This window comes from Corynebacterium sp. SA-MJD20WY100, assembly GCF_039822565.1.
Taxonomy (GTDB): Bacteria; Actinomycetota; Actinomycetes; order Mycobacteriales; family Mycobacteriaceae; genus Corynebacterium; species Corynebacterium phoceense_A.
Genome location: NZ_JBCJKS010000017.1, coordinates 36,528 through 56,213, shown reverse-complemented (window position 1 = coordinate 56,213; position 19,686 = coordinate 36,528). Strand labels below are relative to the sequence as shown.

Genomic DNA, 19,686 nt, shown 5'->3' with positions numbered 1-19,686 from the left:
GGCTTAGCTCATGGCTTGCTAGAATTGCACGAATGCACCTCAAATCGCTCACGCTCAAAGGATTCAAGTCCTTCGCGTCGGCGACGTCTATGAAATTTGAGCCCGGCATCTGCGCCGTGGTTGGTCCCAATGGCTCCGGCAAATCCAATGTCGTCGATGCCCTCGCGTGGGTCATGGGGGAGGGCTCCGCCAAAACGTTGCGTGGCGGCAAGATGCAGGACGTCATCTTCGCCGGTGCGGGTGACCGCAAGGCCTTGGGGCGCGCCGAGGTGACGCTCACCATCGACAACGCGGATGGTGCGCTGCCCATCGAGTACTCCGAGGTCTCCGTCACCCGCCGCATGTACCGCGACGGCGCGAGTGAATATGAGATTAATGGCGCCAAGGCCCGCCTCATGGACATTCAGGAGCTCCTCAGCGACTCCGGTATCGGCCGCGAGATGCACGTTATCGTCGGGCAGGGCAAGCTCGCGGAGATCCTCGAGTCGCGTCCGGAGGACCGCCGTTCCTATATCGAAGAGGCGGCCGGCGTCCTCAAGCACCGCCGCCGCAAAGAAAAGGCGCAGCGCAAGCTCACCGGCATGCAGGCGAACCTGGATCGCCTGCAGGACCTCACGGATGAGCTGGGCAAGCAGCTCAAGCCCCTCGCGCGACAGGCGGAAGCCGCGAAGCGCGCCGCCACGGTCCAGGCGGATCTGCGCGACGCCCGCCTGCGTCTCGCCGGCGACCAGGTCGTGCGCCTGCGCGCCGAATACGACAACGCGGAGAAACAAGCCGAGCTCCTCGCCGAACAGGTCGCCACGCTCCAAGCCCAGCTCGAAGCTGTAGAAGAAGCCCACGCCGACGTCGAGGCCCAGCTCGCCGTCGCGGCACCGGCTGCCGATGCCGCCCAAAAGCTGTGGTTCGATCTGTCCTCCCTTGCCGAGCGCGTCTCCGCGACCCAGCGCATTGCCACCGAGCGTGCCCTCAACGTCGGCGCCCAGGTCGCCTACTCCGGCCAGGATCCCGAGGACCTTGAGGCCCGCGCTGCGCGTGCCGACGAGGAACACGAGATGCTCCTCGAAGCGGCAGAGGAAGCCGCCATGCGCCTGGAGTCCCTGCGCGAAACCTTGCTGGAGAAGCGGGAGGCCTTCGAGGCCGCCGACCGCGAACACATGGCTCAATTGCGCGCCATCGCGGACCGCAGGGAGGGCGTTGTCCGTCTTATCGCCGCGGAGGAGTCGCTTTCTGCCCAGGTCGAGTCCGTCGAATCCGAGCTCTCCCGCCACGAGGAGGCCCTCGGTTCCACCCGGGAGCGCACGCAGGCCGCCCAGCGCGAGGCCGACAGCGTCGCGGACAAGCTGGCGGCCCTTGACGCGGAGCGCCAGCCCCTCGAAGAAGCCCACGTGCGCGCCGCTACGGAATCCGATGCCGCCGATAAGCGCCTCGAGCAGCTGCGTGACGGCCAGCGCGAACGCGAACGCGCCGTCTATACGCTGCGCTCGCGCATCGAGACGCTGGCAACCACCGCGCCGGAGACCGCTGATCTCGGTCCCGACTTCCATCCGCTCGCGGACTTCCTCACGACCTCGCAGGAAACGGCCGTCGCCGCGGCGCTGGGCGCCTTCGCCGACGCCCAGGCCGGCAGCCTCACCCCTGAGCTGCTCACGCAGCTTTCCGATGCCGCCCGCGCCACGCTCTTCGACACCTCCACGTACCACGACCCGGGGGACTGGCGCCTCGACGCGACGCTCCCAGGTGGCTGCTCGTGGCTACTCGACCACGTCACCGCAGTTCCGGAAGTCCGCGCCGCCGTCACGCGGCTCCTCGCCGACGTCGTGCTTGCCCCCGACGCGTCTGCAGCCCGCGCCCTCGTCGCGGAGGATCCGCGCCTGCGCGCCGTGACGCCTGACGGCCTTCTCGTCGGTGAGGGCTGGGTTCAAGTCGGCACTGGCGCGCAGACCACCGTCGAGGTCGCCGCCCGCATCGCCGCCGCCGAAGCCGAACTCGTAACCGCCCAAGCGGAGCTCGAGGAACTTTCCGGCACGTTCGAGGGCGCCAAGCTCGCCGCGGAAGACGCCCGCGTCACCGCCGCCTCCGCGAAGGCCGCGCTGCGCGAGCACGACACGCAGATTGAGGCGTGGAAGCGCGACCACCAGCGTCTCCTGTCCCAACATGCGGCGAATAAGGCGGAACACGAGAAGGCCGCCGCTCGCGCCACGGACATCGAGGTCCAGCTCACGCAGCTGCGCGAGCAACTCGCCGAGGCCCGCGACCGCCTCGCCCGCGTCGACGCGGACGACACCCCAGACGAGCCCAGCTCCCAGGCCCGCGACGAGGCGAACGCCGCCCTCGAACAGGTCAAGGCCATGGAGGTCGAGGCCCAGCTCGCCGCGCGCTCCGCCCAGGACAAGGTCGCCCAAGTAGCCGGCCGCGGCGATGCCCTGCGCCGCCAGGCTGAGCACGAACGCCAAGCGAAGGCCCGCCACGAACAGGCCATGGCCCGCCGCCGCGCGCAGGCCGAACTCGCCGGCACCGTCGCCCGCCACGCCCGTGACCTCGCCGCGCGCGCGAGCCTCGCCCTGGATCGCGCCACCGAAGAACGCGACGCCGCGCTGGCCGAGCGCACCCGCCTCCAATCCCACGTCCAGCAGGCCGCAGCCCAGGTCTCCGCCGCGCGCTCGCAGCTCGACCGACTCACCTCGAACGCGCATAACTCGGATATCGCGCGTTCCCAGGCCCAGGTCCGCCGCGACGAGGCTGAAGCTAAGCTGGTCGAGCAGCTCGGCCTGTCGATGACGGATCTGCTCCGCGATTACACGCCGGGCGAGGACTTCGACCGCGCCGCGGAGACGAAGCGCCTCAAGCAGGCCGAAAAAGACTTGAGTTCTCTGGGCAAGGTCAACCCGCTGGCGCTCGAAGAATACAAAGCGCTGGAGGAGCGCTACACCTTCCTGTCCACGCAGCTCGATGACGTCATCCAGGCGCGCAAGGACCTCACTGGCGTCATCGAAGACGTCGACGAACAGATTCTCCAGCTCTTCACGGACGCGTGGAATGACGTCGAGGCCGAGTTCCCCAAGGTCTTTCAGACCCTCTTCCCAGGCGGCGAGGGCCGACTCATCCTCACCGACCCGGATGACATGCTCACCACGGGCATTGAGGTTGAGGCTCGCCCGCCGGGAAAGAAGGTCAAGCGTCTGTCCTTGCTTTCCGGTGGTGAGAAGTCGCTCACCGCGCTGGCCATGCTCGTGGCCATCTTCCGCGCGCGCCCCAGCCCGTTCTACGTCATGGACGAGGTCGAGGCCGCCCTCGACGACGTCAACCTGCGCCGACTTATTGCGCTCTTCGAGGAGCTGCGCAAGGACTCGCAGCTCATCGTCATTACACATCAGAAGCCGACGATGGACATCGCGAACGTGCTCTACGGCGTGACCATGCGCGGCGACGGCGTGACGCGCGTCATCTCGCAGCGCATGACGCGCGCCGGCGACGCCCCAGGCTCGGAGGTCGCGGCTGCCGATGCCGCCCGCCTGGGCGTGGACGCCCCCGCTAGCCGGGGGTGAGTCGCGGCTTTGCTGTGCCCGACTCGCGCGTCTTTGGCACTATAGAGAGCATGAACACAACTCTTATCGTCGTTATCGTCGTTGTTGTCCTGCTTCTCATCATTCTTGGAGTGATTATTGGAGGCAAGAAGCGCGGCGAAGCGAAGAAGGTCTCTTTCGAAAAACCGGCTGAGATCGAGGAAAAGCAGCTCACGCAGGAGCAGAAGTCCGGCAACTACCAGGCCCAGGGCGGCTTTAACTTCACACAGGCGGGCCCGGCGAAGGAACCGGTGACTCCGCCGTCGAACCCGAGCACACAGCCGGGTTCGGCTGAGCCGAACGCAACGGCGATGGCCAACGAGCAGTTGCGCGGCGAGACCCCGAAGACTGAGCCTAAGAAGCCAGAGCCCGTGAAGTCGGATCCCGCTGCGCCGGTCCAAGACTCAAAGGTCGTCGAGGAAACTAAGCCAGAGCCGGTGAAGTCCGAGCCGACCGCCCCGGTTCAGGAACCGGAACCGGAGAAGCCTGCTGCAGCAGCAGCTGTTAGTGCGGCGGCGGCCGAGAACGTGGAGGCCGAAGAAGCCGCTGCCAAGGCGGATGCCGCGGCGGAGACCACGCGCGACGAGGTCGAGGAAGAATCCGCGACGGAAGACTCGCCGGTCTTTGACGAGGTTGCTGAGGATACGGATGACGCCGACACCGCGGATGCGGTCGGCGACATCGAAGACGACGCGGATCGCGAGCGCACCCAGGAGGCTGCGGCAGCGGCCGAGGCACAGACGGCATCGGCAGCTGAAGCCCGCGAGGTCACCGAGGTTCCGGAGGAGCCGACGTCCGAGACCGCGTCCGCGGACACCGAACTGGTGGAGACGCCGGAACAGCCGATGGAGGACATTGCGCCGGCGGCTGGCCGTCTGGGCAAGCTGCGTGGACGCCTGTCGCGTTCGCAGAATGCCATCGGACAGGGCCTCATGGGCATCCTGTCTGCGGGCGACCTCGACGATGACGCGTGGGAGGAAATCGAAGATACCCTCATCATGGCGGACCTAGGTACTAAGGCCACGATGAAGGTCACCGAGTCTCTGCGCGAGAAGATCGCCGAGCGCGGCGTGAACTCCGAGGCGGAGGCCCGTGAGATGCTCCGCGAGTCGCTCATCGAGGTCGGCCACCCCGAGATGGACCGCTCCATCAAAGCCATGCCGAACGAAGGCAAGCCGGCGGTCATCATGGTTGTGGGCGTCAACGGCACCGGCAAGACGACGACCACGGGCAAGCTCGCCCGCGTGCTCGTCGCCATGGGCCACCGCGTCCTGCTCGGTGCGGCGGATACGTTCCGTGCCGCGGCTGCTGACCAGCTCGAGACCTGGGGTCGCCGCGTCGGCGCCGATACCGTGCGCGGCAAGGAAGGCGCGGATCCTGCATCCGTCGCATTCGATGCCGTCGCGAAGGGCGTGGAGCAGGGCGTCGACGTGGTACTCATTGACACGGCCGGCCGTCTGCACACGTCGACTGACTTGATGGATCAGCTGGGCAAGGTCAAGCGCGTGGTCCAGAAGAAGGCGGAGGTCGACGAGGTCCTCATGGTCATTGACTCGACCGTGGGCCAGAACGGCCTCGTACAGGCGCGTGTGTTCCGCGAGATCGTGGATATCACGGGCGTCGTGCTCACGAAGCTCGATGGCACCGCTAAGGGCGGCATCGTCTTCCAGGTTCAGGAGGAGCTCGGCGTGCCGGTCAAGCTCGTGGGCCTGGGCGAGGGCGCCGATGACCTCGCGCCGTTCGAGATTGAGGGCTTCGTTGACGCCCTGCTTGGCGACAAGAAGTAAATCGCACAAGTGCTAAGCTCCGCAGTTCATTGCGGGGCTCCTTTTTTGTCTGCTTAATCGCCGGCGGTCTTCGTTGCGACGAAATCCGGATCCTCGGCGCCGTCCGCGTCGATGATGAAGTCGCCGTCGCGCATGTCGACGCTGAACGTCCAGGTGGGGAGTGCGAGAAAGCGAGGGTGCATAGCGGTGTCCTTAGGAGATAGTGACTTTATTTCACCGTACCTAACCATCTTGTTTCCCGCATCACATATGCGGACGTGGTAAGGGGGCATCGGAAAGCTCTGTGCCTCATCGAACGAACGAAAGGTAATGTGACCTGGGACGAGGCCCGATGGTAGGGTTGAAAACGCTGTATTTAATGCGCATCTGTCCTATTTCAACCAATGTTTGTGAGGCGAGTTCTTTCGTGACTCTTAGCTTTGTTGTCCTCCTCGCAGCCTTGGCATTGATCTTTGCACCCGGGCTCGTCAAGCTCATGGACCGGCAGGCGGGCTATCCGCTTGCGGTCCTTTTTGTTGTGGCCGCGGGACTCATCATCTCTCGTCTGGGGGACGTGCTGGACGGCACGCCTCTCACCGTCACGTATACCTGGGTTCGCGATTTCGTGGAACCGGGCACGGACGTGAGCGTGTCCCTGCGCGCGGACGCGCTGAGTGCTTTCTTTGCCTTGCTTGCTCTCATCATCGGCGCTGTGGTTTTTACCTACTCGGCGGCGTATTTGCCAAAGAGACAGGGAAATACCAGTTTCTACGTCCTGATGACGGCGTTCATGCTGTCCATCCTCCTGCTGGTGTTAGCTAATGACGTGGTGTTGCTCTTCGTCGCGTGGGAGCTTGTCTCCCTGGCGTCGTTCATGCTCATCGCGCGTTCCGGCTCCGGCGGCGAGGCAGGCTCCCAGCGCACGTTGATCCTCACCTTCATTGGTGGACTTACTTTGCTCACCGCGCTGGCGATTGCGGCGACGGCGGCAGGGACGACGCACATTGAGCTCATTCTGGCCTCCGACGTGTGGGCGCAGCGCCCGGGTCTGACCGCGGGCGTCGCGGTGCTCGTGGCGATTTCCGCGTTTACGAAGTCCGCGCAGTTCCCATTCCACTTCTGGCTCCCAGAAGCCATGGCAGCGGCGACGCCGGTCTCGGCCTTCCTGCACGCCGCGGCCGTCGTCAAAGCGGGCATCTACCTGCTGGTGCGCTTCTCCACCATCTTCCACGACGTGGCCGTATGGAACTGGCTACTCATCGTGGTGGGCATGGGCACGGCGATCATGTCCGCCGTCTTCGCGGTGCAAAAGACCGATCTGAAGAAGCTCACGGCATACTCGACCGTCTCGCACCTGGGCTGGATTGTGGCGACCATCGGCGTCGGCACCCCCTTCGCCATTGCGGCCGCCATCGTGCACACAGCGGCGCACGCGCTGTTCAAGTCTTCGCTGTTCATGCTCATCGGCGTCATCGACCACGAGACGGGCTCCCGCGACATTCGTCGCTTGGGTGTGCTGTGGAACAAGATGCCGTGGACCTTTGGTTCCGTGGTCATCGGCGCAGCCTCCATGGCGGCGGTCCCGCCGCTGCTGGGCTTCGTGTCCAAGGAAGGCATGCTCACCGCGTTTGAGGATGCCCCGATTGGATCAGCCGGCCAGGTGATCCTATTGCTTGCCGCGGGCATCGGCGCGTTCTTTACCTTTACGTATTCCGCGAAGATCGTCTTCGGCGCCTTCTTCGACGGCCCGCGTGATGTCAGTGGCGTCCACGAGGCTCCGGTGCGCCTGTGGCTCCCGGCCGCGTTGCCCGGATTCATGTCCTTCCCGCTCGTGTTCATCATGGGGCGTGCGGACAAGCCTGTTGATGCCGTCGTGGATGCGGTCGGCTTAGAGTCCCACACCCACTTGGCACTGTGGCATGGTCTTACCATCCCGCTTCTCATTTCGGTGACGGTGCTCGTGCTGGGTGTTGTGGGCGTTGTGTTCCGCACGCGCTTCTGGGCCGCGTTCGAGTCCCGCCCGTTCCTGCCGCGCAGCGGCAACGAGCTCCTACACTCCATGCAGAAGGGCGCGACGTGGATTGGCCGCCAGCTCGGCCGCATGTCTGATACGCATAATCCCTCGCGGCTCATGCTGCCAATCGTGCTGCTCATTATCGTCCTTGCAGGTGCCGCTCTCATTGGTGAGGGCGTTGACGGCGTCGCGTTGGCACCGCGCGTTCCTGGCTTGGACAACCCGTGGGATATCATCCCGCTGCTCATCGTGGCGTTGTCCATGATTGGCCTGGTGCGCACGCACAACCGACTCACCGGTGCTGTCATGATTGGTATCGCTGGTGCGGGCGTGACGCTGCAGATGCTCATCATGGGCGCGCCGGACGTGGCGCTTACGCAATTCCTCGTTGAGGCGTTGTCCGTCATCGTCATGATGATGGTCCTGCGTTACCTGCCGGAGCGTTTCCACACCGTGCAGAACACCTCGCGTCGCACAGGCTCGATTGTCATCGCCATCCTTGCGGGTATCGCCGCCTTCCTCGGCGTGTGGGCTCTCATGGGTCGCCGTGAGCGCTCGAGCCTCGCGGAGTGGTACCTCAACGAGGCCCCCGGAATTACTGGCGGCGACAATGTTGTGGCGACCATCATCGTCGAGTTCCGTGGACTTGATACCTTGGGTGAGCTGTCCGTGCTGGGTATGGCCGCCGTCGTCATTGCGGCGATTACCTCGACGCTGCCGCGCTTCCCGTTTACCTCGGGTACGCGCCCGGCGCCCTTTGGCCAGTCGCAGCTCAATTCCGTGCCGCTGCGCAAGGCGCTCATTCTGGTGGCGCCGCTGCTGGCCATCTTGTCGCTCATCGTCTTCTACCGCGGACACCAGGCCTCGGGCGGAGGCTTCCCGGCCGCGCTCATCATGGGTGCCGCCATCGGCTTGGCGTACATGTCCCGTGGCTCGGATGAGATCGTCTTCGGCCGCATGACGCCTATCCACCTCACCGGTATCGGCATCCTTGTCGCGCTGTCCGCCGGTTTTGTGGGCTACTTCCACCACGGCTGGGGCAACGGCGGCTTCCTTGCTGCTATTCACGCCGAGGCCTTTGGCGAACACTGGACAACGTCCATGATCTTCGACTTGGGTATTTACCTTGCGGTGTTGGGCATGCTCACCATGGCCATCAACGCCCTGGGCGGTTATTTGCGCCCCGGTACAGAGCGTGACTACCTGCCGTGGGTCCACGGGGACGACTCCTCGCTTCCCACGACGCCGCGCATCACTATGGATAACGCGGACGATCCGTACCCGGCCCCGATCAACCCCTCGAGCGACCCGTTGGCCTTGCTCAATGAACGCGAGGCCCGCACCAAAAAGCCGTCTGTTCGCGCAGCACGGAAGAAGGGGGAGAAGTAAATGTATCTCGCACTTACCATCGGTATTTTGATGGCCGCTGCGGTCTATCTCATCCAACAGCGTGGCCTTGTCCACATTGTGTTGGGCATGATGGCCTTTAGTCACGCTGCGAACCTTACGTTGCTGGCCACGGGCGTCTACTCCTACCGCGGCGAATCCTTCCCGTCTCGCGTCGATGCCGCCGAGATGGCAGACCCGCTGCCGCAGGCTTTCGTGCTTACGGCGGTTGTCATCTCCATGGCGACAACGACGATTCTGCTTACCATGGCGGCTATGGGCGCCAACGACGACACGGATGTCGTCGAGCCTGTGGATGACAACACCGTCGACCACGCGTTTAGCACCTTGGGTCGCGACGCAAAGAACCGCGACATTCTGGAGCGCTCCGCTAATGCGGTGCAACGCATTAAGAACCAGGATGAGGGCGCGGTTTCTCCCAACGCCGCGGATGTTGAAGGAGGCGAGAAGTAATGCAACTTGCAAGTCAGCTCCTCCCGCTGTTCCCCGCGGTCCCGCTCGTTTCTGCTGCGCTGGCTCTACTGGCGCCATGGCGCCGCGTGCGTGACGCCATCATGCTCATCATCCCGGGTATCGGCATCTTCGCCGGCCTTGGACTGCTGGCGTTTACGTCGCAGAACGGCGTCGTCGCGCATACCGTGGGTCTGTACGTGGGCAATGCCGGTATCGCCTTTGCGGCCGACTCTTTCTCAGCCTTGCTCATTATCACGACGATGATCGTCTCGTTCGGCGCAAACTGGTTCGCCATCGTGGGCGGCGAGACCAAGTCCCGCTACTATCCCGCGTTGACGCTCATCCTCATCACCGGCGTCAACGGCGCGCTCATCACCGCGGATCTCTTTAACTTCTTCGTGTTCATCGAGGTCATGCTGCTGCCGTCCTACGGCCTTATCACCATGTCCGGTACGTGGTCGCGTCTCGCGGCAGGCCGCGCCTTCGTCCTCGTCAACCTCTTTGCGTCGACGCTGCTCATGGTGGGCGTAGGCTACATTTACTCGGTCGCTGGAGCGGTCAACCTCGCGGCGCTCAAAGGCGCTGCCGCTGGCAACGGCCAGGTCACCGTCGCGGCCGGACTCATCGTCATCGCCATCGCAGCGAAGGCGGGTGTCTTCCCCGTGCAGTCCTGGCTGCCGCGTACCTACCCGGGCACCTCGGCAGCGGTCATGGGCCTGTTCTCCTCACTCCACACCAAGGTCGCCGTCTATATGCTCTTCCGCCTGTGGGTCGTGCTCTTCGACATGGACGCGCGGTGGAACGTGCTCATCATCGTCATCATGATCATCTCCATGGCGATTGGCGCCTTTGGCGGCTTGGCGGAAAACTCCATCCGCCGCGTGCTGGGTTATCAGATGCTCAATGGCATGCCGTTCATCTTGGTCATGCTCGCCTTTACGAGCGAGGACCCGCAGCGCGCGCTGGCTGCCGGCATTCTCTACACGATTCACCACATGATTACGGTGGGTTCGCTCATCCTGGCCTCCGGCGCCATCGAGGAAACGTATGGCACCGGAACCTTGTCCAAGCTGTCTGGCTTGGCCCGCCGCGACCCGCTCATCGCGTGGATCTTCGCAGCCGGTGCCTTCTCTATCGTGGGCTTCCCGCCTTTCTCCGGTATGTGGGGCAAGGTCATGATCGTCTTCGAGGTGGCGCGCACCGGTACCGCGTGGGCCTGGGTCGTCATCGCCGCTATCGTCATCGCGTCCTTCGCGGCCTTCTTGTCCATGCTGCGCGTGTGGCGTGAGGTCTTCTGGGGCAAGCCGCTGCCGGTGGAGAAGGTGCCTGATGAACTCGTCATTCGCAAGTACCTCATGGCGCCGTCCTTGGCGCTCATCCTGGGCTCGCTGTGCATGTTCATCTTCGCCGGTTTCATTGTCGACGTGACGCTCACGGCGTCGGGCGATCTCCTCAATGTGGATGCCTACTCCGCCGCTATTTTGGGCGATGACCCGGTAGGTATTCCGCAGCTCGATGGAATTCAGGAGGGCCGATAAATGGATATTAAGCGGATTCTGCATGGCTGCGTCTATACACCGTGGCTCGTTAAGGAAATCTTTGTCGCAGGTTTCTCGCTCGCACTCGATTCTTTGAAGCCGAACAATGGCTATCATCCGGTCGTGTTGCGTTACCCGCTGCGCGTGACCGATGCCTGGGATATCTTCTGGTTTACGTCGTCGATTACGGCGACTCCGGGAACGCTGTCGCTGGGTTTGCGCGAACCTCCGCGTGAAGGCTTGCCGCGCATCGTCCTCGTGCAAGCAGTACAGGGTGACGATCCTGCTGACCTGATGGCGAGCCTCGCAGACATGGAAGAGCGCCTGGCGCCCCACGTTAAGGGCATCGACTACGGCGTGCCCGGACAAGGAGACGCGACAGAGCTCGACCCAGCGTTCTACGAATATCCTTTGGAGACCGTTGGCCGACACATGCGCGCGCCGGATATGGCTCAGGCGGATGACACACCGCTGGCGGCAGAGGACACGCCGAAGACGACACCGGCTGATCTCCTCCGCGCCAACCGAAAGGAGCAGAAGTAATGATTGACTTCGCGAATCTTTCCCTCTTCGGGTGGATCGTTGCAATCTGCATCTTCATCATGGGAGGTGCCGTGTGCGCGGGCCTCCTGCTTGCCTTGCGCTCGCGTGATGAGCTCACCCGCACGGTGATTTCGGACCTCGTGTTCTACGGCATGATCGCCATGTTTATTTCGTGGACGCTGCTCAACGACATGTCCATTGCGTACGACATCGTGTTGCTGGGCGCCATCGTCGCCGGCGTGCTGCCCACCCTGTCGATGTCCCGCATTATTTCGAAGGGCAGGAGGTAAACCCCATGACGATCGCAGAAATCATCGCGGCGGTGCTCGTCATCGCTGCCACCGTCATGGTCGTTGCAACGGCCGTGGCGCTATGGCGCGCTCCCGATGCCCTCACGCGTGTCAACCTGCTCGGTCCCACCGTCGGTGTGGCCGTGCCCTTGCTCCTTTTCGCCAAGCTCATCATCGATTGGTCGATGACTGGTTTTGACTTCTGGAACCTAGTCAAGGTGCTGCTCACGCTGTTTGGCGTGTGGATTATCGGGTCAGTGGGCTCGTTCTACATGGGCCGTTCCATCTACGGTGTGACGGTCACCGACGTGAAGTTTGCACGCCGCAAGGCCGCGCGTGAGTCTAAGGATCACAAGGTGGCGGCAGACAATCCACTGCCGGCCGGCATTGTGCCGGATTCTGACGACCCGCAGTCCCCGGGGGATGCTGCAGCACAGTAGGAACGAGGCGCCGGTGAGCTTCTGCTCGCTGGCGTCTTTGTGTGTTTTCTAGTCGTCGAAGCTGATCTCCTCGGGTTCGGGGTGGGGGACGAGGTTGCGTTCGGTGGATTCCCAGGTGCCGTCTTCAACGAGCCAGTAGACGGTTCCGGTTGCGGGGTCGAGGATGTAGTCCCACCGCCGGTCTGTCTTCCCGTTGTGGTGGTGTTGGCACACGGCGATGAGGTTGTCGGTGCAGGTGTCTCTGCCTTCGCCGTATACGACGCGGTGGTCACGCTGTGCGTGCTTGGCGTCCACGGTGCAGTCGGCGCGGCGTCAGGTGCTGTCGCGAGCTTAGATAAACGCGCGGATGGCATCTGTGGGGACGTAGGCGTCGGTGCGGCCGGGTTCGAGGTTGCGGATGACGATCGGGTGGGTGGTTCGGGTTGAATGGCGGAACGGTGGCCATGAGAGGCTACCTCCATTCAAGGCGTTGGATTATGTGTTCGGGAGCTAACCCAACCCGGCATATCCATCCCCGTTGGTTCTCGTCAACGCTGTCGAATGCTTAGGGTGGGAAGCTGTATGGGCGGGCGAGGTGTGTTTGGGGGCAGGTCTTTACATTCAGGCCGGGCGTTCGGGTGATTGGGGGTAACAGTGCAGGTGATAGTGCCTACCGAAGTAAGGACGGCATCCGAAAGGTGAACCCGAGCTGCTTTTCTATGGCCTGATAGGTAATGTCCTACGTGTACCTATCAATCTATAGAAAAGGGGCGAGACGGATGACTCCCGATCAACTGGCCGCGGCTTCCGGCAACTCCGCATGGATGCTGATTTCTGCTGCATTAGTGCTTCTCATGACGCCGGCCCTGGCGTTGTTTTATGGCGGACTCTCGGATAAGCGAAGTGTCCTCAACATGATGATGATGTCCTTCGGCGCGCTCGGCGTGGTCTGCGTCGTCTACGTCCTGTGGGGCTGGTCGATGTCTTACGGCACGCAGTCGTGGGGCGGCGTGGTCGCGAACCCGTTCGAGTTCTTCGGACTGCGTGACTCTATTACAGACGCGGATGGCAACTACGTTGAGGGGGCGTCCGGGTATGCAAACGTCATCGATATCGGATTCCAGCTCACCTTTGCGGTGATCTCTACCGCAATTATTTCCGGTGCGCTGCTGGGTCGCGTGAAGTTCAGTTCGTGGCTGGCTTTTAGCGGTCTGTGGGCGACTTTCGTTTACTTCCCGCTGGCACACATGGTCTGGGGCGGGGGATTGCTCTCCCACGCGGAGCGTTCCCTTTCCTCCTGGATCTTCGGCACCGTCACTGAGGCTGGTGAGACCACCGCGGCAGTCGCGCCGGTGGACTTCGCAGGCGGCACCGTTGTGCATATCTCTGCTGGTACCGCGGCACTCGTTCTCGCCATCGTCGTGGGCAAGCGTGCCGGCTGGCCCACCAAGGTCTCTCGTCCGCATAACCTTCCCATGGTCATGACGGGCGCGGCGCTGCTCTTCTTCGGCTGGTTCGGCTTCAACGGCGGCTCCGCCTTCGCCGCGGACGGTCTGGCGGGCCTGGCGTGGCTCAACACGGCGGCGGCGACCGCGGCGGCCATGCTCGGCTGGATGGCCGTGGAAGCCATTCGCGATAAGGCGGCCACGTCTCTCGGCGCGGCCTCCGGCGTTGTTGCTGGACTGGTCGCCATTACTCCCGCCGCTGGCGCGCTGACTCCAGCGACCTCGTTGATTCTGGGCGGCATCGGCGGCGCGGTGGCGTGCCTGGGCGTGGGGCTGAAGTACACGTTCGGCTTCGATGACTCGCTCGACGCGGTCGGTGTGCACCTCGTCGCTGGTCTGTGGGGCACCATCGGCTTGGCACTCTTCGCCAGCGAGGGCGGCCTGCTTACGGACGATGCAGGCTATGGCGTCAAGCTCCTTATCATTCAGACCGTCATCGCGGTGGTCGCTATGGTCTTCGCTGGAATCGTCACGCTGGTCATTGCGCTGGCACTCAAGTACACCCTCGGCTGGCGGATTGAGGCCGAAGAAGAGGAGACCGGTGTCGATGTTTCCGAGCACCGTGAGTCGGGTTACGATCTGGCCGCACAATCGGGCATGCGAGCACACGCTACTATGATTGGCAGTACGAATAATTCCACGGCGCCTACCATCCCGCCGCGCACCGACGTCAAGGAGTAAACCATGAAGCTCATTACCGCAGTAGTCAAGCCCTTTACCCTTCCGGACGTGCGTGCAGCGCTGGAGCAGCTCGATGTCCACGGCCTGACCGTGACGGAAACCCAGGGCTTCGGCCAGCAGCGCGGCCACAGCGAGGTCTACCGCGGCGCCGAGTACGCCACGGACTTCGTGCCGAAGGTCAAACTGGAGATCGTCCTCGCCGATGAGCAGGTGGACGAGGTACTCAACGCCATCGTCGAGTCCGCGTACACCGGCAAGATTGGTGACGGCAAGGTCTGGGTCACCACGGTCGAGGACCTCATCCGCGTCCGCACCGGCGAGCGCGGCGAAGCCGCCATTTAGTCCCGTGACACCATCCGACATTCGCGCCGAGGCTTATGCCTCGGCGCTTGCCGTTGTCCGCTCCCTCGATCTACCCGAAGGCACCGCGCTCGCCGCGACAGGGTCGTTCGCCCGCCAGGAGATGACCCCGCACTCGGATATCGACCTCATTCTCCTCCATCCCGCTGACAAGGAACCGGACGAGGAAAAGGTCGCGCAGATGTGGTACCCCGTGTGGGGCGCGAAGTACCACCTCGACTACTCGGTGCGAACGCCGGACGAGTGTGCGGACATTGCGGCAGAAGACGCATCGGCAGGCTTTGCGCAGCTGGATCTTGCCTACGTCGCGGGCAATAAGCTGCTCGTCGATGAAGCCCGTGCGAAGCTGCTCGCCGTCTGGCGGCGCCAGCTCCAGCGTGGGTTCGATGCGTTCATTGATACCGCCATCGCGCGCTGGCACCGGTCCGGGGCCGTCGCCGCGATGACGAACCCGGAGCTTAAGAACGGCAGGGGAGGGCTGCGCGATATTCAGCTCCTGCGCGCACTCGCGCTGGGTAACCTCTGCGATAGTCCGCGGCTCGATACGCAAAAAGAGCTTTTGCTCGACGTGCGCACCCTGCTCCACGTCCACGCGCGCCGCCATCGCGACGCGCTCGACCCCGAATTCGCCGCAGATATCGCGGAAGACCTGGGTTTTAAGGACCGCTATGAGCTCTCCGCCGCGCTCGTCGAGGCCGCCAGCGCGGTCGACCACGCCCTAGAAAGAGGCCTGGCCACCGCCCGCGGGCTCGTAGGAAAAACGGAGCGGAAAGGGACCCGGCGGCCGCTCGACATCGACGTCATCGACGCCGGGGGCACCATTACGCTCTCGCGCAACCCCAACCTAGAGGATCCGTGGCTGCTCACGCGCGTTGCGGCGGCGTCGGCACGCACGGGCATTCCCGTGTCCGAGGCGACGTGGGCGCAGCTCCAAGGGCTACCCACGGTCACGGACCGGTGGCCACACGCCGCGGTGGATGACTTTTACTCCATCCTGTCCTCGCCGCGCCATACCCCGCGGGTCATCGGAGACCTCGACGCGCATGGCCTGTGGGAGCGGCTCGTGCCTGACTGGGCGCATATCCGTGGCCTTCTGCCGCGGGAGCGGTCGCACACGCATTCCGTCGACGCGCATTCCATCAACACGGTGGCGCGCTGCGCGGAGGCCCGCACGACCGTCGCGCGGCCGGACCTTCTGCTTTTGACTGCGCTTTTTCATGACATGGGTAAAGGCTACGACCGCCCGCACGAGCAGGTCGGCGCGGAAATTGTCGTCCGCCAAGCCCAGCGCATGCGGCTCAACCTCGCGGATATGTCGCGCGTGCAGACCATCGTCGCTGAGCACACGACGTTGGCCAAGCTCGCCGCGCGCATGGACCCTTGGTCGGATGAGGCGCGCGACGCGCTTCTCGATGCCGCCCGTTACGACCAGCTCACCGTTTCCCTGCTCGCCGTGCTTGCGGAGGCCGACGCCCGCTCGACGGGTCCCGGCGTGTGGACCTCGCGGCTGGCCTCTGCTGTCCACGTGATGACGACCCGCGCGCTGGAGGCGCTCGAGCCTTGGGCGCTTACCCGGCCCATCGTCGATGCCCCGCGCGATATCGGCCTGCGCGTCGACTGGGAGGAGGAGCGGCTTACCGTGTACTGGTGCGGCGAGTACCAGCGCGAGATGGTGCGCCCGCTCGCACTCATCGCGGCGCTGGGCTGGACCGTCATCGGCTCGCGGATTATCCGCGAGCGGGACGGCAGCTACGCCGCGGAGTTCGATATCCGCACCGTCCAGCAGCAGCTTGCCGATGCCGCCAATGAACAGCGTTTCCTCCAATCCTATGCGTCGGGCACATACTCGGTTCTTCCCGAGATTAAGCCCGCCCCGACCACCGCTGTCTTTGAACTCGGCGCGGTGCTTACTGTGCGCACTGCGGAGCGGGTGGCCGCGTTGGGCCATCTGCTGGGCGCGCTGCCGGAGGTGGAGTGGCTGCGCCACGAGGTTCTCGGCGCCACAATGATCGTCCATGCGCGTCTGCGCGGCGAGGTAAGCCGCTCTGCCGTGGTAGCGAATGTGACCCGGGCCTTGGCAAGCGACTAGAGTAGTTAAAAGCGAAAATCCGTCAAAATTTATTTAAGGGAGCGCCACCGTAGTGTTTGAATCACTATCTGACCGCCTACAATCCGCCCTCTCCGGGCTGCGCGGCAAGGGCAAGCTGACCGAGGCCGATATCAACACGACGGCCCGCGAAATCCGCCTCGCGCTGCTCGAGGCCGACGTCTCGTTGACCGTCGTCCGCGGCTTTATCAAGCGCATCAAGGAGCGCGCCGCTGGCGCCGAGGTCTCCGAGGCGCTCAACCCTGCCCAGCAGGTGGTCAAGATCGTCAACGAGGAACTCGTGGAGATCCTCGGCGGCGAGACGCGTCGCCTCCAGTTCGCGAAGAACCCGCCCACCGTCATCATGCTCGCCGGCCTTCAGGGTGCCGGTAAGACGACGCTCGCCGGCAAGCTCTCCAAGCACTTGGCGAAGAACGGACACACGCCCATGCTCGTGGCCTGTGACCTCCAGCGTCCGGGCGCGGTCCAGCAGCTCCAGATCGTGGGCGAGCGCGCCGGCGTGCCCACCTTCGCGCCGGACCCCGGCACGTCCATCGACACCAGCGAGCACGAGATGGGCACCTCCCACGGCGACCCGGTTGCCGTCGCCCAGGCCGGTATCGAGGAAGCCAAGCGCACCCAGCACGACGTGGTCATCATCGATACCGCCGGCCGCCTCGGTATCGACGAAACGCTCATGACGCAGGCTCGCAATATCCGCGACGCTGTGAACCCAGATGAAGTCCTCTTCGTCATCGACTCGATGATCGGCCAGGACGCCGTCCAGACTGCCGAGGCCTTCCGTGACGGCGTGGACTTCACCGGTGTCGTGCTCACCAAGCTCGATGGCGACGCCCGCGGTGGTGCCGCGTTGTCCATCCGTGAGGTCACCGGCAAGCCCATTCTTTTTGCATCGACCGGCGAGAAGCTCGACGACTTCGACGTCTTCCACCCGGAGCGCATGTCGAGCCGCATCCTCGGTATGGGCGACCTGCTCACCCTCATCGAGCAGGCTGAGGCCACCCTCGACCACCAAAAGGCCGAGCAAGCCGCAGCGAAGATCGGCTCGGGCGAGATGACGCTCAACGACTTCCTTGACCAGATGCTCATGGTCCGCAAGATGGGCCCCATCGGCAACCTGCTCAAGATGATGCCGGGCGGCAAGCAGATGTCGCAGATGGCTGACATGGTCGACGAAAAGCAGCTCGACCGCATCCAGGCAATTATCCGCGGTATGACCCCCGAAGAGCGTGAGAATCCCAAGATCCTCAACGCCTCGCGCCGCAAGCGCATTGCCAACGGTTCTGGCGTGACCGTCTCTGAGGTCAACTCCCTTATCGAGCGCTTCAACGAGGCGAAGAAGATGATGTCGCGCATGGCCGGCCAGTTCGGCATGCCTGGCATGGGCGGCGGCCGCTCCGCCACGAAAAAGAAGCCCAAGGGCCGCAAGGGCAAGAACGGCAAGCGTAAGCCCGCCAAGCAGCGTCTCGGTGGCGGCGGTGGCATGCCTGGAATGCCGGGTATGCCCGGCGGCATGCCCTCCATGCAGGAACTGCAGAAGATGCAGGAGCAGATGGGCCAAGGCGGTGGCTTCCCCGGCATGGGTGGCATGGGAGGCATGAAGCTGCCCAAGGGTATGGAAAACATCGACCTCGACAACCTCGATTTCGGCCAGGGCAAGAAGAAGTAACCCGTTCACCTGCCCCACTCGTCATGCGCCTTTTATGAGGAATGCATGACGAGCCAGTGGACTATCCTTCCCGTCCATCCGCAGGCAACGACCAGCCTCGCTCGTGGAATCGAGCGTGTGGATTACTGGCCGCTGCACAGCGGCGTGTGATTTCACGGAAATGTTTTCTACGACTAAAATTGTAGAAAACATTCGCTTCAGTGAGGGGACTCCGTGAAGGACACGCCCATCGTGCGCCAGGTGCGCCACGATATTAACGCCAAGCCGTTCATCGCTATTTGGGAGGTCACGCGTGCGTGCCAGCTCGTGTGCAAACACTGCCGTGCGGACGCGCAACACGAGCCGGCGCCGGGGCAGCTCACCACGGCGGAAGGCAAGGCGTTGCTCGACTCCATCGCGACTTATGACAAGCCGCGTCCCATCGTCGTCCTCACCGGCGGCGATCCGTTCGAGCGCGGTGACCTGGAGGAACTTACGGAATACGGCACCTCGCTGGGGCTCAACATTTCGTTGTCGCCGTCCGTGACGCCACGGTTGACCCGCGAGCGCCTGGAAGGCCTCAAGGCGGTGGGAGGCTCGGCACTCTCGCTGTCCCTCGACGGTGCGACGGCCGCAACGCATGACTACTTCCGCGGTTTCAGCGGCACGTTTGACCGCACCGTCGAGATGGCGGAGATTGTCACGGACGTGGGCTTCCGCCTGCAGATCAACTCCACCATCACGTCGAACAACGTGAAGGAAGCCCCGGCGTTGCTCAAGCGCGTCATCGACATGGGCGCCAAGCTGTGGAGCGTATTCTTCCTCGTGCCCACCGGCCGCGGCACGGGACTTGGTGCGCTCAACCCGCTCGAGCGTGAAGACGCCATGAACTGGCTCCACGACGTGTCCAACCGCGTCGCCATCAAGACGACGGAGGGCCCGCAGTACCGGCGCATTGTCATTCAGCGCTCCAAGGGACAGCCCTACGAAGGCGGCGAGCTCTATAAGTTCCTCACCGCGGAAACCGAGCGCCTGCTGGGACCGGCCGAGCATACTCGCCGTCCGCGTCCGCCCATGGCCATCAACGCGGGTTCCGGCTTCGTCTTCATCGACCATCTCGGCGACGTGTACCCGAACGGCTTCCTGCCCATGCACTGCGGAAACGTCAAGGAGCAGACCCTGCCGGATATCTACGCCAACTCGCCGGTGTTTAAGAAGCTGCGCGATCCGCAGCAGTGGTCGGGTAAGTGCTCCGTGTGCGAATTTGCCTCCGTGTGCGGTGGCTCGCGGTCGACTGCGTTCGCCATGACGGGCGATCCGCTCGCCTCTGACCCGACGTGTGCGTACGTGCCGCAGGCATGGAAGCAACTCCAAGCCGCCTCGTAAAACGAG

General features: G+C 63.8%; 14 protein-coding genes and 1 pseudogene. 13 read left to right on the top strand and 2 right to left on the bottom strand.

Annotation, left to right across the window (positions count from 1 at the left end):
• Positions 1-32: 32 nt before the first annotated feature.
• Positions 33-3,545: a chromosome segregation protein SMC gene (gene smc / locus ABJ196_RS09820; protein ID WP_347306660.1), complete on the top strand. Its 3,513-nt coding sequence runs from the start codon at positions 33-35 to the stop codon at positions 3,543-3,545.
• Positions 3,546-3,595: 50 nt separating this feature from the next.
• Positions 3,596-5,350 (top strand): signal recognition particle-docking protein FtsY, encoded by a 1,755-nt coding sequence (gene ftsY, locus ABJ196_RS09815; RefSeq protein WP_347306658.1) that lies wholly within the window; start codon positions 3,596-3,598, stop codon positions 5,348-5,350.
• Between the two features lie 53 nt (positions 5,351-5,403).
• Here the strand turns inward: ftsY and ABJ196_RS09810 are convergent, their stop codons facing one another.
• Positions 5,404-5,532, bottom strand: a complete 129-nt coding sequence (locus ABJ196_RS09810) for a hypothetical protein (RefSeq protein ID WP_347306656.1) — start codon at positions 5,530-5,532, stop codon at positions 5,404-5,406.
• 224 nt (positions 5,533-5,756) lie between these two features.
• On the opposite strand from ABJ196_RS09810, the gene ABJ196_RS09805 reads away from it, so the two are divergent.
• The 6 genes and pseudogenes from ABJ196_RS09805 to ABJ196_RS09780 form a co-directional block, all read left to right on the top strand.
• The gene (locus ABJ196_RS09805) at positions 5,757-8,732 is read left to right on the top strand and encodes a DUF4040 family protein (protein ID WP_347306654.1); all 2,976 of its coding nucleotides are present in this window, start codon (positions 5,757-5,759) and stop codon (positions 8,730-8,732) included.
• On the top strand, positions 8,733-9,203 hold the full coding sequence (locus tag ABJ196_RS09800; RefSeq protein ID WP_347306652.1) for a cation:proton antiporter subunit C: 471 nt from the start codon (positions 8,733-8,735) through the stop codon (positions 9,201-9,203). It abuts the gene before it with no gap.
• Positions 9,203-10,741: a monovalent cation/H+ antiporter subunit D family protein gene (locus ABJ196_RS09795; protein WP_347306650.1), complete on the top strand. Its 1,539-nt coding sequence runs from the start codon at positions 9,203-9,205 to the stop codon at positions 10,739-10,741. The genes ABJ196_RS09800 and ABJ196_RS09795 overlap by 1 nt, the downstream gene beginning before the upstream one ends.
• On the top strand, positions 10,742-11,284 hold the full coding sequence (locus tag ABJ196_RS09790) for a monovalent cation/H+ antiporter subunit E (protein WP_347306648.1): 543 nt from the start codon (positions 10,742-10,744) through the stop codon (positions 11,282-11,284). It begins immediately after the preceding gene.
• Positions 11,284-11,574, top strand: coding sequence for a cation:proton antiporter (locus tag ABJ196_RS09785; protein WP_347306646.1), 291 nt, complete (start codon positions 11,284-11,286; stop codon positions 11,572-11,574). Before ABJ196_RS09790 ends, ABJ196_RS09785 begins: the two co-directional genes overlap by 1 nt.
• 5 nt (positions 11,575-11,579) lie before the next feature.
• A pseudogene (locus ABJ196_RS09780) lies at positions 11,580-11,897 on the top strand (Na+/H+ antiporter subunit G); the annotation flags it as partial.
• 165 nt (positions 11,898-12,062) lie between these two features.
• Here ABJ196_RS09780 and ABJ196_RS09775 read toward each other — a convergent pair.
• A complete protein-coding gene (locus ABJ196_RS09775; protein ID WP_347306644.1) occupies positions 12,063-12,227 on the bottom strand; it encodes a hypothetical protein in 165 nt (54 codons plus the stop codon).
• Between the two features lie 545 nt (positions 12,228-12,772).
• Between ABJ196_RS09775 and ABJ196_RS09770 the strand changes: the two genes are divergently transcribed.
• From ABJ196_RS09770 to ABJ196_RS09750, 5 genes are all read left to right on the top strand, one after another.
• Complete coding sequence (locus ABJ196_RS09770) at positions 12,773-14,179, top strand: ammonium transporter (protein ID WP_347306642.1); 1,407 nt, start codon at positions 12,773-12,775, stop codon at positions 14,177-14,179.
• A gap of 3 nt (positions 14,180-14,182) precedes the next feature.
• On the top strand, positions 14,183-14,521 hold the full coding sequence (locus ABJ196_RS09765) for a P-II family nitrogen regulator (RefSeq protein ID WP_347306640.1): 339 nt from the start codon (positions 14,183-14,185) through the stop codon (positions 14,519-14,521).
• A gap of 4 nt (positions 14,522-14,525) precedes the next feature.
• Positions 14,526-16,628 (top strand): [protein-PII] uridylyltransferase, encoded by a 2,103-nt coding sequence (locus ABJ196_RS09760; RefSeq protein ID WP_347306638.1) that lies wholly within the window; start codon positions 14,526-14,528, stop codon positions 16,626-16,628.
• A 52-nt stretch (positions 16,629-16,680) separates the two neighbouring features.
• On the top strand, positions 16,681-18,315 hold the full coding sequence (ffh, locus tag ABJ196_RS09755) for a signal recognition particle protein (RefSeq protein ID WP_347306636.1): 1,635 nt from the start codon (positions 16,681-16,683) through the stop codon (positions 18,313-18,315).
• 213 nt (positions 18,316-18,528) lie between these two features.
• The gene (locus ABJ196_RS09750; protein WP_347306634.1) at positions 18,529-19,680 is read left to right on the top strand and encodes a TIGR04053 family radical SAM/SPASM domain-containing protein; all 1,152 of its coding nucleotides are present in this window, start codon (positions 18,529-18,531) and stop codon (positions 19,678-19,680) included.
• The last annotated feature ends 6 nt before the right edge of the window (positions 19,681-19,686 follow it).

Bases quoted from the DNA above. Each gene is read 5' to 3' on its own strand.
- smc (WP_347306660.1), top strand. From the start codon at position 33: ATGCACCTCAAATCGCTCACGCTCAAAGGATTCAAGTCCTTCGCGTCG.
- ftsY (WP_347306658.1), top strand. From the start codon at position 3,596: ATGAACACAACTCTTATCGTCGTTATCGTCGTTGTTGTCCTGCTTCTC.
- ABJ196_RS09810 (WP_347306656.1), bottom strand. From the start codon at position 5,532: ATGCACCCTCGCTTTCTCGCACTCCCCACCTGGACGTTCAGCGTCGAC.
- ABJ196_RS09800 (WP_347306652.1), top strand. From the start codon at position 8,733: ATGTATCTCGCACTTACCATCGGTATTTTGATGGCCGCTGCGGTCTAT.
- ABJ196_RS09795 (WP_347306650.1), top strand. From the start codon at position 9,203: ATGCAACTTGCAAGTCAGCTCCTCCCGCTGTTCCCCGCGGTCCCGCTC.
- ABJ196_RS09790 (WP_347306648.1), top strand. From the start codon at position 10,742: ATGGATATTAAGCGGATTCTGCATGGCTGCGTCTATACACCGTGGCTC.
- ABJ196_RS09785 (WP_347306646.1), top strand. From the start codon at position 11,284: ATGATTGACTTCGCGAATCTTTCCCTCTTCGGGTGGATCGTTGCAATC.
- ABJ196_RS09770 (WP_347306642.1), top strand. From the start codon at position 12,773: ATGACTCCCGATCAACTGGCCGCGGCTTCCGGCAACTCCGCATGGATG.
- ABJ196_RS09765 (WP_347306640.1), top strand. From the start codon at position 14,183: ATGAAGCTCATTACCGCAGTAGTCAAGCCCTTTACCCTTCCGGACGTG.